The organism is Actinopolyspora alba (genome assembly GCF_900112765.1).
Lineage (GTDB): Bacteria > Actinomycetota > Actinomycetes > Mycobacteriales > Pseudonocardiaceae > Actinopolyspora > Actinopolyspora alba.
The window spans coordinates 21412-35756 of sequence record NZ_FOMZ01000005.1; the positions used below are offsets into that span (position 1 = coordinate 21412).

Sequence of the window (14345 nt, forward strand, 5' to 3'; positions counted from 1 at the left end):
GACGATTCGGATCACTCCACGGTGACCGATTTGGCGAGATTACGCGGCTTGTCCACGTCGTAGCCACGGTGGCGGGCGATCTCGGCGGCGAGCACCTGCAACGGGACGGTGGAGACCAGCGGCTGCAGCAGGGTCGGCACGGCGGGAATCTCGATCAGCTCGTCGGCGAACGGCCGGACCGCCTCGTCACCCTCCTCGGCGATGACGACGGTGCGCGCACCCCGCGCCTGGATCTCGCGGATGTTGGACAGCAGTTTGGCGTGCAGCTGGGAGTGCCCCTTGGCAGAGGGCATCTGCACCACGACCGGCAGACCGTCCTCGATCAGCGCGATCGGCCCGTGCTTGAGCTCGCCCGCGGCGAAGCCCTCCGCGTGCATGTAGGCGAGCTCCTTGAGCTTGAGCGCGCCCTCCAGCGCCACCGGGTATCCGACGTGCCTGCCCAGGAACAGCACCGCCTTGGCATCGCACATCCGGGTGGCCAGCTCCCGAACCTGGGGGACGGTCTCGAGCACGGAGCGCACCGCCTCGGGCATCGCGGCCAGTTCGGAGAACTCGTGCTCCAGCTCGTCGGTGTACTTGGTGCCGCGTGCCTGCGCCAGGGCCAGCCCCACCAGGTAGTTCGCCGCGATCTGAGCGAGGAAGGTCTTGGTGGCGGCCACGCCGATCTCCGGACCCGCGTGGGTGTAGAGCACCGCGTCCGACTCGCGCGGGATCTGCGAACCGTTGGTGTTGCTGATCGCCAGCACCCTGGCGTGCTGGGTACGGGCGTGCCGCACCGCCTCCAGCGTGTCGGCGGTCTCGCCGGACTGCGAGATCGCCACCACCAGCGTGTCCCTGCCCAGCACCGGATCGCGGTAGCGGAACTCGCTGGCGAGTTCCACCTCGACCGGGATGCGGCACCAGTGCTCGATGGCGTACTTGGCGAGCAACCCGGAGTGGTAAGCGGTGCCGCAGGCGACCACGAAGACCTTGTTGATGTCCCGGAGATCCTGCTCGCTGATCCGCTGTTCGTCCAGCACCACACCGCCGTCGGCGAAGTGCCCGCGCAGCGTGTTGCTCAGCGCCTCGGGCTGCTCCTCGATCTCCTTGAGCATGAAGTAGTCGTGCCCGCCCTTCTCGGCGGCGGACAGGTCCCAGTCGACGCTGAACGGCCTGGTCTCGACCTCGGTACCCGCGAAATCGGTGACCCGGTAGCCGTCGCGGGTGATGGTGACCAGCTGGTCCTGCCCCAGCTCGACGGCGTTCCTGGTGTGCTCGATGAAGGCCGCCACGTCCGAGGCGACGAAGGTCTCGCCCTCGCCCACGCCCACGACCAACGGAGAGGAGCGCCGGGCGGCGACGATCTTGTCGTGCTGGTCGGCGTGCGTGACCACCAGCGTGAAAGCGCCGGACAGCCGGGCGGCCACGGTCCCGAGCGCGGCGGTGAGATCACCGGCGGCCGGACCGGCGGCATACGCCCTGCCCACCAGGTGTGCGACCACCTCGCTGTCGGTGTCGCTGCTCAGTTCGATGCCGTCGTTCTCCAGCTCGGCGCGGAGCTCAGCGAAGTTCTCGATGATCCCGTTGTGGACCACCGCCACCTTGCCGGTGGAGTCACGGTGGGGATGGGCGTTGCGGTCGGTGGGGGCGCCGTGGGTGGCCCACCGGGTGTGTCCCATACCCGCCGTACCGACGAAGTGCTCGCGCCCGTCCTCGGTGACCCGCTGTTCGAGGTTCGACAGCGCACCGGCCGAACGCCGCACGGCCAGCGAGCCGTCGCCGTCGAGCAGGGCGACGCCCGCCGAGTCGTAGCCCCGGTACTCCAACCGCCCCAGCCCCTGGAGCACCACGTCGAGGGCCGAGCGATGTCCTAGATAACCCACAATGCCGCACACTCGACCCAGCATAGCCAGCGGAGATGGTCTGAACCTGACACCTGTCCTCCACCCGGGTGTCGCTCGATCGTCCGGCCGGTCACTGCCACGGGTGACGGGAAGTATCCGCTACCGTGACGAGTCATGGCCCACAACGCCAAGAAGGCGCTCCAGGAGCTCGCGCGACGGGGACCCCACGACGTGCTGCACGGTGACCTCGCGCTCGTCGGCCTGCCCGGCATCGTCTGCGCGCCGCGCGGCGGGCGGGGGTTGGCCGCCATCGCGTTCGGGCACGGCTGGCTGCAACCGGCACGGCGTTACACCGGGCTGCTGCGCCACCTGGCCTCCTGGGGATTCGTGGTGGCCGCGCCGAGCACGCACACCGGGCCGTTCGCCTCGCACCGGATGTTCGCGGCCGACCTGCGAACCGCGCTGGACATCTGCGTCAACGTGCGGCTCGGCGAGGGCGACATCAGCGTCGACGAACGTCGGCTGGCGGTGGCGGGACACGGCATGGGCGGTGGTTGTGCCGTGCTGGCCGCCGCCGAGGACAGCCGGATCCGCGCGGTGGCGGGGTTGGGCACCTCCGAGACCATGCCCTCGGCGATCGCGGCCGCCGGGCGGGTGAGCACGCCGGGGTTGCAGCTGGCCGGGGAACGCGACCTGCTGGCCGCCGCGCGCTCCAACGCGGAACCGATCACCCGCGCCTGGGGCGGTCCGGCGCAGCTGCGAACCGTGCGCAAGGCGGGTCACCTCGCGTTCACCGAGGGCAGGCACTGGAGCGAGCTGCTGCTGCAGGGCAAGTCGCACTACGGTTCGCAACGGCTCTCGCGCGCGCTGCTCACTGCCTTCTTCCTGCGCACGCTGACCGGCGACAAGCGGGGACAGGAGCTGCTGACCAACGACGTCTCCGGCGCCGGGATCGACGGCGAGCACAGCAAGGGGGCGCTGGCCGCCGCGTGACGGAAAACTCCGGACGGAACACGGCAGCGGCTTGATCCACCAGAATGACGGATCATGAGCACGCCACAGCCGCCGCCCGGCGTACCGCAGCAGCCCCAACCGGGCGGCGCGCCCTACCCGCAACAGCCCCCTACGCAGCAACCGCCACCGATGCCGCAGCAGGGGCAGCAGGTGCCGTATTGGGGCTACCCGGACCCCGGGGCGCAGCCAGGGGGACAGCAGAACTGGGGACAGCAGCCTGCCGGAACTGGTCAAACCGGGGCCTACGGCTATCCGGCTCCCAACGCGGGTCACGGGTGGCAGTACGGCGCCGCCCACCAGCAGTCACCCGTCCAGCGACAGGCAGCGGGCCCGGTCGACGACACCGGCAGGCCACTGGCGATCATCATCGCCGTCTGGGCGATCATCGCGGGGCTGCGGACACTGATCGACTACCCCATCGACATGGTTCAGTTCTGGATGGAGTACGGCGGTTACTCCACCGTGCCGATGACCATCGCCTGGGAATCGTGGAACTTCCTGTCCCTGCTCGACGCGGCGGCGCTGGTCACAGTCGGCATACTGCTGTTCGCCAGGCGACACAAGGCGCGTTTCTTCGCCACAGCGGTAATAGCACTGACGGTGACGCTGTACGTCATGGATGTAATCTTCTATTTCATCTGGACGCCGGATCACATAGAGCACCTTTACGAGTACTTCTACAGCTGGATCCAGCTTTCCGGTAACGCTTTCTATCTGATTCCCGCCGTTTTCGCACTACTCCCGGGAACATCCCGCACGCTGCGCACGAAACCGAAGCAGCAACAACCACCGCGACAACCGACCCCTGCCGGCCCCCACCCCGCTTATCCCGGACAACCACAACCGCTGGGCCCCACTCCAGCCACGCCCCGGCGGAGCGGGAAATCTCCGGCTCCCACAATCCTGGGAATAGCAACAATTGTCATCTCCGGTATCGCCCTGGCGATTTCCGTTACACACCTGGTGAGCCAGATAACAACGTGGCACATGGTCAAAGCGGTCACAACGATATGGATCCTGGACGGAGCAGTACTGCTCGTACTGGGAATAATGCTGCTGACGCGTACGCACCTCGTGAAGGGAATCGCCGTGGGCGGCATGGCAGTATCCGCTATCGCAGTCTGCTTGGGAGTATTCGATTTCGGGCTCGGCGTGTACGACTGGCGGACGCCGTTGAATGTCGGTTACACCATGGAAACCGCGGACGGAATCATGTTCTACTGCTCGATCCTGGTGGCGATGCTGGTTTTCCTGCCCTCCGTGCTGCACTCGTTGCGCCGGAAACCGGTCCCACAGCCGCCGCAGCAGCAGTACTACTACGGCACACCCACCGGTTACTGACACCGACGGGCGGCGTCGGCCCGTGAGCGGAACCGTCTCACGGGCCGAACAAAGTCCCACTCCGCCCCCAGAATTCCGACCGCAGGGCTCCCCAGCCGGGGGTCTCCGGCGGACGGCCACTAGCGCAGCCAGCTGCGCTGCGAGAAGTCCTCCTCCTCGTCGTCCCAGTCGTCGGCGGCGGGCCGCCGACGAGGGCGCGGCGCGGGATCGGGACGCCGCTCCGAAGGCCGGGACGGTGTCGAATCCGGCTGCTGCTCGACCGGGGGCTCCTCGGGCGGAGGCTCCTCGGGCGTGGACCTGCCGAACCGCCCGGCCGCGACGTTCCAGCCAACTTCCGGCCGCGCGGGCGGCGGTTGTGCTCCGGCCGCGCCCGGAGCAGCGGCCGGACCAGGTGTCGGGCCACTGGGGAAGCCGCTGGAACTCACCTGATGAGCGAAGGGGTCCTCGTCCTCCCGCTCACCGATGCTGATCTGCTCCCTGCGGGCGCGTTCCCACAGCACCGCCCGCTCGGCCTCCCGCCGCTGCTCCTCCTCGCGTCGGGCCCGCTCCTCCTGTTCCTGAAAGACGCGTTCCCGCTCGTCCACCTCGGCCTGCACGGCCGCGGTCTCCCGCTCGTACTCGCTGTCCAACTCGTCCTTGCTGCGCCGGGACTGCTCCACCACAGCCTCGATCTCGGCGACCGACACCTCGGACCCGTACATTCCCCTCTTCCACGCCTTCCCCCGAATCCGGGGAGCACGACGATCGGCGAGCGATCATTCCTCACTCGGCCGGTCTATTTCTCGTTCGGTTCGCCCAGCACGGCCTGATACTGCCAGAAAGTGTCCGCGTCCAGGCCGTCGTCGAACAGATCTCCCTCGGTGCGCCAGGGACTGTCGTTGCTGCGCTCCTCGTCGCCGCCACCCTGCTGACCCGCACCGCCCATACCGCCCATGGGCATCATTCCACCCCGGGCACCGCCCTGCTCGCTCTGACCGGACGTACCGCCCGACTCACCCATGGAGGCCAGCCCGGTGGCTCCCTGCGAATCCGTCGTGTCCGATTTCCCACCCATTGTCGACAACCCAGCCTGACCGGCTATGTCGCCGAGCTGGTTCTCGGAACGACCGCCGCCCCAGATACTTCCGCCGGTGTCCTCCGGAGAGCTGAACAGGTCACCGGAGAACGCGGTGAAGGTGGGCCGACCCGACAACTGCTCGGAATCGCCGAACACTCCGGCGCCCGCCCACTGCGAAGCGGTTCTCGCCGCGGCCTCGTACGGGTCGTCGCTCTGCCGCGTCCCCTCGGAACCCTGTACCTCCGCCGCGGGGTCACCGGCGAAGTTCGCCGCACTCGTACGCGGTGTTCCGTCCGTCTCGGCGGCGTTCTCCCACCGTGGCGCTTCCCGTCTGGCGTCCTCACCCGGCACCCCGTCCTGTTGGGGCACCTGCTGCTGGGGTACCTGCGGCCGGCCCGTCGGCGGCTGGAACGCTTCCCGTTCGGCGGCACCCTGTTCCGCAGCACGCTCGGCGGCCGTCACCGCATCGGTCGGAGTCGCCGATCGATCCTGACCGAAGTCGACGGTCTGAGTTCTCGGTTGGCCGTTCCCGTCATCGACCGTGACGCGCAGCCCGCCCTCGGCATCGCGTGCCACGCCGATGGTGCGGTCACCCTCACGGATGACAGCGGTGCCGTCCTCGTTCGGCCGGATGACGGTCGGCTCGCGCGAACCTCCGGTAACGTTCGTGGACTCGCCCGCAGTCGGCGGCACACCCTGCTGGCCGGGAGCACGGGAAGATTCCATCGCTGCCGGTGCGACGGAATCCGAACCCGTCGCACCGCCCGATTCACCGAACGGGATCCGGTAGTTCCGGGGTTGGCCCTGCTCGTCCAGCACCGTCAGCTGGGTAAGGCCCTGCGAGTCGGCCTCGCGAACGGCGATCCGCTCGGCACCCTCCCCGATGGTCACCTGATCCAGCTCCGGCTCGGCCCGGGCACCGCCGGTTCCGTTCGGAGCCGCCGAAGCGGTCTCCCCACCCTGCTCGGACAGCTGGGAGCGAATCTCCTCCGGCGAGGGAGTCTCCGGCTGCTCGGGCATTCCGGCTCGCTGCCCGCCCGGCGCACCCGCACCGCCCGTTGTGCCGACTGGTCCGCCACCACCACCGGGAGCACCTCCGGTGCCGCCGGTGCCCTGGGACCGACTGCTCACTCCGGCGTCGGAGGGAGCCCGCCGCTCGCCCTGCTGTCCACTCTCCCGCAGGCCGCTGTCCTGCTGTGATCCCCGCTCGCCGAGTTTGTCGAAGGTGTCGTCGTCCAGCTTGGTCAGCTGGTCCCGCAGCGCGGAGAATGCCTTCTCGGTGTGCTTGTAGGCGTCGTGAATCTCCTTGCGCAGCGCCTTGACGTCGTGGGCGTACCAGCCGCAGAAGTCGTCCAGCCACCTGATGCGTTTGTTGGCAACGGTGCCACCACCGTCCTGACAACCCGGTGCACCGGGCTTCCGGAGATCATCCCAGGTCACCTCGACCATGACCTGCTTGTCCGCCTTGTTGTCCCCGGGAGCTCCCTCCTGGCTGAGGTCAACTTTCTGTCTGAGCCGCGGAATGAGCGCTTTTCCGAACTCGCCCATCTCGTCCAGCTCGTCCTTGCTCGCTTCGAAGCCCTCGCGGACCATCTTCTCCATGCCGTCGAGGTCCTGGAGCATGTTCTCGGACTCGTCGTTCTCGCCGTAGTGCTTGTAGAAGCTGCTCTTGTCCTTGAAGTCGGACAGCCCACCGGGGCCGATGCGGTTCTTGGGAACCTTCGCCGCCTCGTGCAGCGCTCTGCCGGTCGCGTTCAGGTCGTCGCAGTACTTGTTCAGCGGCCCTTTGACACCCGTGTACCGCTGCCGCGCGGCGTCGGCCGCCGAACCCTGCCACGCCTGGTCGATCCCCTTCTCCAGCGAGTCGAGGTGGTTCAGCCAGGCTTCCCGATTACCGGCGAGTTCGGAGAGCTTGCCCGAGGCGGACTCCAGCATCCCCCAGTTGATGCCGCGCAACTTCGGCAGATCGTGCGTCTCGGTGGCTCCGGTGCCGTAAACCGCGTACTCGTCGCCGGGATACTTCTTGGCCGCGCCCTCGTGGGCACGCCATCTCCGAAAGACCCTGCCCCATGCGCCGTCGCGCATGACCTTCTCGAGATCGTTCAGCTTGTCCAGGTGGAAATCCGAATTCCCCTGGCCGGAAGGGGAACCGTTGCCGGTCCGGGCGTCGTTCGAAGAACTGTCGTCCGGCGACGGAGGTCTGCTCAAGTTCGACTTGTCAGCACCACTCACGGTTTACGCCCCCTCCCCGGCATTGGACACGTTCTCGGCCTGGGCCTGGTCCCGTGATTCCATGTCACTGAAGGAGGACTCGACGTCCCCGGCCAGCCCCTTCAAGTGATCCCGCGCCTTGCCGAGTGAACCGGCGAACCCCTGACAGGCGGTCTCGAAAACGGCACCGACGCCGATGTCCTTGCCGACCTGGCCGAAAGTGCCCTCTCCCGAATCGATCGACTCGGCGAGGTTCGTTCCCGCGTTGAAGGCGTCCGCCAGGTTCCGCGTGCTGTTGGCGACCCGCTTCATCGCCTCGCCGTCGTAATCGGCGGAGCCGTTCGACCGGCCCATGACGTCGTCCCCCTAAACCGCTCGTTCCGACCAGCGTCCGTAACGCGAAACACGAGAACGTGACCGTACGGCGCACCGTGGATCATCCCAGACCGTGCGGTGTCGCCGTGAGGGTTCAGCGACGTCATTGCACACGCAAAGCGGCGAGTACCGGCTACTACGAAAACCGGCCGCCGCGAAGCGGCACGCCGGAACCGGCGGTACTCGAGCCAACAGAACTGTTGCTCAGGTCGGTGGTGACACGAGCACCACCGCGGCGATCGCCCCGAGAGCGATCGCGACGAGCGGAAGGAGCAGGACGTAGAGCAGATCTCCGACGAAGTAACGCATGACGGATCACGCCCACCGGTTACCGAGCGGTCGGATACGGGAGTCGATTCACCGCGCCACGAGTTCAGAGACCAGAACGACGAGTCAGAACTCGGCCCGGCGAATCAGGGATCGACAAGACGGGGTCAGGGCCTGGCACGGCGTGGCCAGTGCTCCACCAGCCAGTTACTGCCGTCGTGCGCCAAGGTGGCTGCCTTGGCACCCGCGACGGCGAGAGCGGACAACACGACAAGACCTGCGACCAGGCTGATCGCGAACAGCGCGACCAACATGGTGACAACAATGGCACCCATGTGACGAGGCTCTCACAACTGGGCGCCGAATGCGAGACTTTGATCACATATTCATCTGATCGAGCCAACGACCTCGGCCAGTCGCTCCGCGGTTCGCTTGGCGCACTCGGCCGTGGGGGCCTCCACCATCACCCGCACGAGCTGCTCGGTTCCGGAGGGACGCAGCAGTACCCTGCCCTGCTCACCCAGCTCCGACTCGGCGTCGGCGACCGCCTCGGAGACCGCCGGAGCGTTGACCGCGGTGGTCTTGTCCGACACGGAAACGTTGACCAGGCTCTGCGGCAGCCTGGTCATCGTGCCCGCGAGCTCGGCCAGCGGAGCCCCGGAGGCCACCATCCGCGACATCAACCGCAGTGCGGTCAGCAGTCCGTCACCGGTGGTGGCGTGGTCCGGCAGCACGATGTGCCCGGACTGCTCCCCGCCGAGGGAGAACCCACCGTCCCGGAGTTCCTCCAGCACGTAGCGGTCCCCGACCGCGGTGGTACGGAGTTCCACCCCGTGCTCGCGCATCGCCAGATGCAGCCCGAGATTGCTCATGACCGTGGCGACGACGGTCTGCCCAGTCAACTCCCCGGAGTCCCGCATCGCCAGCGCGAGTATCGCCAGCAGCTGGTCGCCGTCGACCAGTTCACCGGCGGCGTCGACCGCCACGCAGCGATCCGCGTCCCCGTCGTGGGCGATGCCCAGATCGGCGCCGTGCTCGACCACGGCGGCCCGCAACCGCTCCGGTCGGGTCGAGCCGACATCGGCGTTGATGTTGAGTCCGTCGGGCTCGGCGTGCAGCGCCACGACCTCCGCACCGGCGCGTCGGTACGCCTCGGGAGCGGCCCGGAAGGCGGCGCCGTGAGCGCAGTCGACCACCACCCGCAGCCCGTGCAGCGAGCCGGGCGTGGCGGCCAGCAGGTAGTCCACATAGCGGTCCAGCGCCTCGGGCATGTCCCGCACGCGACCGACGTGCTCGCCCACCGGACGGCCCGGGTTCTCCGCCATCCGCTCCGCGATCTCGTCCTCGAGGGCGTCGGCGAGCTTGTTCCCGCCCGCCGCGAACAGCTTGATCCCGTTGTCCGGCATCGGGTTGTGCGAGGCCGAGATCATCACACCCAGGTCCGCCCCGGTGTCGGCCACCAGCCGCGCGACCGCGGGTGTCGGCAGGACCCCGACACGCACCACATCGGCCCCGGCGGAAGTCAGCCCCGCTGTTACCGCGGCCTCCAGCATCTCACCGCTGGCACGGGGGTCCCGCCCCACGAGGGCGATCCGTCGACGTGAGTCGTCCCGGTCGTAGAGCACCCGGGCAGCGGTGCTCGCCAGGGACATCGCCAGCTCCGGGCCGAGATCGGAATTGGCCAGACCGCGCACCCCGTCGGTGCCGAACAGACGGGACAACCGCTTCCTCCTGATGCTCACGGCACATGTAGGGCCTGTTTGAGACTTGGTGGGATGGTCGACCGAACCGGTGCGGCGCCTGGCGGAGCCCCGGGACGCGTGGAGCGGCCAACCGCGCCACCCGACCCGCTGCCTCACGACGACGTCCGACTCGGCTCGTCCGGAACCTCTCGGCCCGGTGCGACCGCGCACTCGAACACCGAACTCCGCCGACCAAACACCACGGGAGCAGCCCCGGTGCCCGACGGACTACCGAGACTGCTCCCACAGGATGTCGGCACCGCCCCGCTCCTGCCACCGCGAGGGGCGGGCGGGGCGAACCGGGTTCGCCGAATCGGGCGAACCCGGGAAAAGTCACCGCTTGCTGTACTGCGGGGACTTCCTGGCCTTCTTGAGGCCGTACTTCTTGCGTTCCTTGGCCCGCGGGTCACGCGTGAGCATGCCGGCCTTCTTCAGGGTGGGCCGGTCCTCCGGCTGGTAGGCCACCAGGGCACGGGCGAGCGCCATGCGCAGCGCACCGGCCTGACCGGAGGGGCCACCGCCCCTGAGGTTCACGAAAACGTCGAAGCCCTCGGTGCGCTCCACCAGCTCCATGGGCTCACGGGCGATGTTCTGGTGCACCCGGTTGGGCATGTACTCGTCCATCGGCTTGCCGTTGAGGATGAAACGGCCGGTGCCGGGGACCAACCGAACCCGCACGATCGCCTTCTTGCGACGCCCGACGGTCTGGATGGGCCTGCTGGACGGAAACGGCGCCACGCCCTGAGCGAAAGCCTCAGGGGCCGGCTCGTCGGCCGGGACCTCTGAATCGAGGACCTCGGGAGCCGGGGCTTCGTCGGTCTCTGGAGTGCTCACGTGCTCTTCCTCGTATCCCTCGGTCACTTCTTGGCCTTCGTTTCGATCTCGAAGGGCTGCGGCTGCTGCGAGTGGTGCGGGTGATCCGGCCCGGCGTAGACCCTGAGCTTCTTGGCCATCGCGCGACCGAGCTTCCCCTTGGGCAGCATGCCCTTGATCGTCTGCTCCAGCAGACGCTCGGGCTTGTTGTCGAGCATCTCGCCGAAGGAGTTCTTCTTCAGGCCGCCGGGATAACCGCTGTGCCGGTAGACGAAGGCCTGGTCGCGCTTCTTACCGGTGAGGACGACCTTCTCGGCATTGACGATGACGACGAAGTCGCCGGTGTCCATGTGCGGAGCATAGGTCGGCTTGTGCTTGCCACGCAGCAGCGTGGCGGCCTGGGTGGCCAGCCGGCCGAGCACTACGTCCTCGGCGTCGATCACATGCCAGGCGTGGGTCACCTCGCCGGCCTTCGGGCTGTACGTGCGCACGGGTCTACCTCGTCGTCGTTCGCGTTGGAGTCTCGGTGCGGCAGTCGTGTCCCGTCGCCCATCACGTCGGGGCGTATCGCGATCCGATTCACCCCGTGGGAACCGGTACGTCCCACGAGCGATCGAGACCGTCACCTCGTGCGAGCCGCCCCCGGGGCTTTCCACCTCGGCCGGTCACCGAGTCATCTCGCGGTCGTACACACCCACCGCACAACAACGGATGAGAGTACTCGGTGGCTGACAAGCGGGTCGAAACGGGTCCCCGAACACCCGCCACGCCCCGCGTGGGAGCTACAGCGGCGGCAAGGACCAGCTTCGGCCTATCTCAGCACCACCGCCATGATATCGGACGGGTGGCACGGCGAAGACGTGCCCCCTGGACCCGTTGCGATCCAGGGGGCACGTGGCCGGGTCGGCGCGGTTCAGCCGCCGAACTTGGCGGCGTTGGCACGCTCACCGGCCTGGTAGGACTCGTTGGCCGCGTTGATGGCCATGCCCATCTTGGCCGTGATCTCACGCATGTTCTGCGCGGCGTTGTCCCAGTCCTTCTGCGCGGCGTAGTACTGCTCCTGCGCGGCGCCCTCCCAGGTGCTGATCAGCGGCTTGAGCATCTGCTCCAGCTCGTCGAGCTCCGCCTGGATCTTGGTCGCGGCCTGGTTCAGGCTCTCGGCACCGGCACTGAGCTGACCGAAGTCAACCTTGATCGAACTCATGAGACTTGTTCCCCTCTGTGAAGATTATCGGACTCGAAAAACCCGGAAACCGGCTCAGCCGTTGAGCATGCCCTCGATCTTGGAGACCTCGGCGGCCTGCTCCTCGTCGCGCTGCGCGTAGTCCTGACCCGAGGACTTGATGTTCTCGCTGATCTCCTGCAGCCGCGTGGTGATGACGTCGGCGTTCTGCCGGAACTGGTCCATCAGCTTCTGGAAGGTCCGGCTCGCGGTGCCCTCCCAGGAGGCGATGACCGGGTCGATCTCGCCCTGCAGCTTGGAGATCGCCTGGTCGACGTTGTTGCGGACCTCCTCGACCTGAGCAGCGGAGCGCTGCATCAGCTCGACATCGGCCCCGAATCCCTGACCCATTTGGGAATCCCCCTTCAATCCGTCGCTGAAAGATCGGTCGAACTTCCGACGCAGACATTGCCAGAACGGTTCCACCGGTGTCGTGGTTTTCCGCGGATCACGTTGCTCATGTAAACGCCCCGGGCGCACCACTCCCGCGCGAACCCGTTCCGGACGCCACGACCGGGAACGAAACCCGAGGGAGCTGGATCAGCGCACCGAGACGCTGCGCACGACCCGCTCACAACCGGCCGTCACGCGCCGCTTCCCGGCGGGGTCGTACTGACAGCCGATGCTGATCCTGGTTCTCGAACGGTGCAGCACGTACCAGTCCACAACGGAACCGGACAATCGTTCGCGATAGTGAACCACCCGTTCACCCGCGAATCGGGTGTCCGGTTCGAAATCGGACAGTTCACTGTCGGAACCGTCGAACTTCTCCCGCAACTCGCGCACGGACCGCCGACGATTCGCCGAAACGTCGTAGCCCGGTCTGCCCGCGCGCACCGAGATCACCTCGTCACCCCCGGAGTCGGGCGGCCGGATGCGCGTCTCCCACAGCTCGGGGTCGCCACCACCCTGTCCCCAACCCACCGGGTACTCGAACTCGTAGCCGTAACGAGCCACATGACCACCACCCGCCGCGGGCAGGAACAGCGTGATCGCCAGCGTGGCCACCACCCCCGGAACCAGGAGCACCGCCGCGACCGCGAACAACCACTTCCACCGGGAGGAGCCCCCGCGTCGTGCCGGTTCGGTGTTTCGGGGCGAGGTCTTCCCGCCGGGGGCACCGGAAAACCCGGGTGCACCCGGAAAACCGGTGCCGCCGTGGTCGGCCGCACCGGAGACGGTCGCGCCGGAAAGCGGTGTCGTGGTTCCGCTCGACCAAGCTCCCGGCGCGGAACCGGTGGGCTGGTGCCCGGGGACGGGCGGACCGCCGGAGTGCGGTGGCGGGACCGGTGCGCCTCTCCCGACCGGCGAACCGCTCGTCAACCGCCCGGAGCCCGGGGGCACGCGCAGCGCACGCGTGACCTCACGAGTCGGGTCCTCCCGCACGCCACGCAGCGCGCCGCGGGCCACCACGGTCTCGGGTTGATCCAGCGTGGTCGGCACGATCCCGGTTCGCTCGTGGATCAACCGCGCGACCATCGGCACCCTGCTGGAACCACCGACAAGGAAGACGGCGGCGAGTTCCCGCTCGGTCACACCTCCGTCGGCCAGCACACCGGGGACGAGATCGGCAACGCCGTTCAACGAGGTCACGATCAGCGACTCCAGGTCGGACCTGGTGACGAGGGTGTCCGAGAACGGCGGTGGCAGCGGGACATCGGTGTAGCTGTGTCGGGAGAGCGTCTCCTTCGCGCCGCGCACGTCCTGCCGGAGCACCCGTCTGCGACGCCTGTCGGCTATCTCGCGGCCCTCGACGAGCTGTCGCCAGCCCGCGGGATCGGCCGGCTCGACCGTACTTCCGACGTGTTCCAGCAGCGCCTGATCGATGTCCGCCCCACCGAAATCGGGCTTGCCACGGGTCGCCAGCACCCGGAAGGACTCGTCGGTCCGGCGCACCAGGCTCGCGTCCACCGTCCCACCGCCGAGGTCGAGCACGGCCAACGCGGCGCCGTCGGGCAACCCGTGGCCCGCGGCGTGGAACACCGCCGCCCCGACCGGCTCCGGCAGCAGCACGACTTCGGTGGCCAGCCCGGCCGCCGCGTGGCGCAGCCTGCCGGTGCGCACCGTCCCCCAGTCGGCGGGGTGGGTCAGCACCAGCAGATCGACGGCCACTCCGCCCGCGTAGCGCCGGGCCTCGTCGACCGCCCGGGTCAGCACCGCGCGGATGGCGTCGCCCACGGCGAGCACGGTGCCGCCCAGCAACAGCTCGACCTCGTCGATGCGGCGTTTGGGGTGCGGCTCGAAGCGGGCCGGATCGACCGCGGCCTGCCGCTCCGCCTCCTGACCGACGAACAGCGTGCCGTCGGCCGAGGCGAACAGCGCCGAGGAAAGCAACGGATGACCGTCGACGACCACCACGTGTGGTTCGGCCCCGTCGAGCGAGGCGACGGTGCAGGTACTGGAGGTACCGAAGTCCACCGCGACGTGCAGGGTCAAGCACAACTCCTTCGGTGCCGCCGGTTTTTCAACACCGGCGCCGG

Annotated in this window: 13 protein-coding genes; 2 read left to right on the forward strand and 11 right to left on the reverse strand. The window is 68.2% G+C overall.

Translation table 11 applies throughout. From position 1 onward, the window contains the following. Positions 1-11: 11 nt before the first annotated feature. Entirely contained in the window at positions 12-1874 is a 1863-nt protein-coding gene (gene glmS, locus BM150_RS08250; protein ID WP_092926257.1) for a glutamine--fructose-6-phosphate transaminase (isomerizing), read from the reverse strand. 123 nt (positions 1875-1997) lie between these two features. Between glmS and BM150_RS08255 the strand changes: the two genes are divergently transcribed. Both BM150_RS08255 and BM150_RS08260 read left to right on the forward strand, forming a co-directional pair. Next, the gene (locus tag BM150_RS08255) at positions 1998-2816 is read left to right on the forward strand and encodes a dienelactone hydrolase family protein (protein ID WP_092925789.1); all 819 of its coding nucleotides are present in this window, start codon (positions 1998-2000) and stop codon (positions 2814-2816) included. 54 nt (positions 2817-2870) lie between these two features. Next, the gene (locus BM150_RS08260; RefSeq protein WP_139219481.1) at positions 2871-4178 is read left to right on the forward strand and encodes a hypothetical protein; all 1308 of its coding nucleotides are present in this window, start codon (positions 2871-2873) and stop codon (positions 4176-4178) included. A 119-nt stretch (positions 4179-4297) separates the two neighbouring features. Here the strand turns inward: BM150_RS08260 and BM150_RS08265 are convergent, their stop codons facing one another. From BM150_RS08265 to BM150_RS08305, 10 genes are all read right to left on the reverse strand, one after another. Then, positions 4298-4879, reverse strand: coding sequence for a hypothetical protein (locus BM150_RS08265; protein WP_092925793.1), 582 nt, complete (start codon positions 4877-4879; stop codon positions 4298-4300). A gap of 74 nt (positions 4880-4953) precedes the next feature. Continuing rightward, positions 4954-7443, reverse strand: a complete 2490-nt coding sequence (locus tag BM150_RS08270; protein ID WP_139219482.1) for a WXG100 family type VII secretion target — start codon at positions 7441-7443, stop codon at positions 4954-4956. A gap of 27 nt (positions 7444-7470) precedes the next feature. After that, complete coding sequence (locus tag BM150_RS08275; RefSeq protein ID WP_092925797.1) at positions 7471-7800, reverse strand: hypothetical protein; 330 nt, start codon at positions 7798-7800, stop codon at positions 7471-7473. A 455-nt stretch (positions 7801-8255) separates the two neighbouring features. Continuing rightward, positions 8256-8423 carry a hypothetical protein gene (locus tag BM150_RS24075; protein ID WP_165400703.1) on the reverse strand — a complete coding sequence of 56 codons (168 nt, stop codon included), beginning with the start codon at positions 8421-8423 and terminating at the stop codon, positions 8256-8258. 51 nt (positions 8424-8474) lie between these two features. After that, positions 8475-9809, reverse strand: a complete 1335-nt coding sequence (gene glmM / locus BM150_RS08280) for a phosphoglucosamine mutase (protein WP_092925799.1) — start codon at positions 9807-9809, stop codon at positions 8475-8477. Between the two features lie 354 nt (positions 9810-10163). Beyond that, positions 10164-10691: a 30S ribosomal protein S9 gene (gene rpsI, locus BM150_RS08285; protein ID WP_092925801.1), complete on the reverse strand. Its 528-nt coding sequence runs from the start codon at positions 10689-10691 to the stop codon at positions 10164-10166. Then, positions 10688-11134 (reverse strand): 50S ribosomal protein L13, encoded by a 447-nt coding sequence (gene rplM, locus BM150_RS08290; protein WP_092626165.1) that lies wholly within the window; start codon positions 11132-11134, stop codon positions 10688-10690. Before rplM ends, rpsI begins: the two co-directional genes overlap by 4 nt. 422 nt (positions 11135-11556) lie before the next feature. Continuing rightward, a complete protein-coding gene (locus BM150_RS08295) occupies positions 11557-11847 on the reverse strand; it encodes a WXG100 family type VII secretion target (RefSeq protein ID WP_092626167.1) in 291 nt (96 codons plus the stop codon). Positions 11848-11901: 54 nt separating this feature from the next. Next, on the reverse strand, positions 11902-12216 hold the full coding sequence (locus tag BM150_RS08300; RefSeq protein ID WP_092926259.1) for a WXG100 family type VII secretion target: 315 nt from the start codon (positions 12214-12216) through the stop codon (positions 11902-11904). A gap of 189 nt (positions 12217-12405) precedes the next feature. Further along, positions 12406-14301 carry a type VII secretion-associated protein gene (locus BM150_RS08305; protein WP_092925803.1) on the reverse strand — a complete coding sequence of 632 codons (1896 nt, stop codon included), beginning with the start codon at positions 14299-14301 and terminating at the stop codon, positions 12406-12408. Positions 14302-14345: the final 44 nt, after the last annotated feature.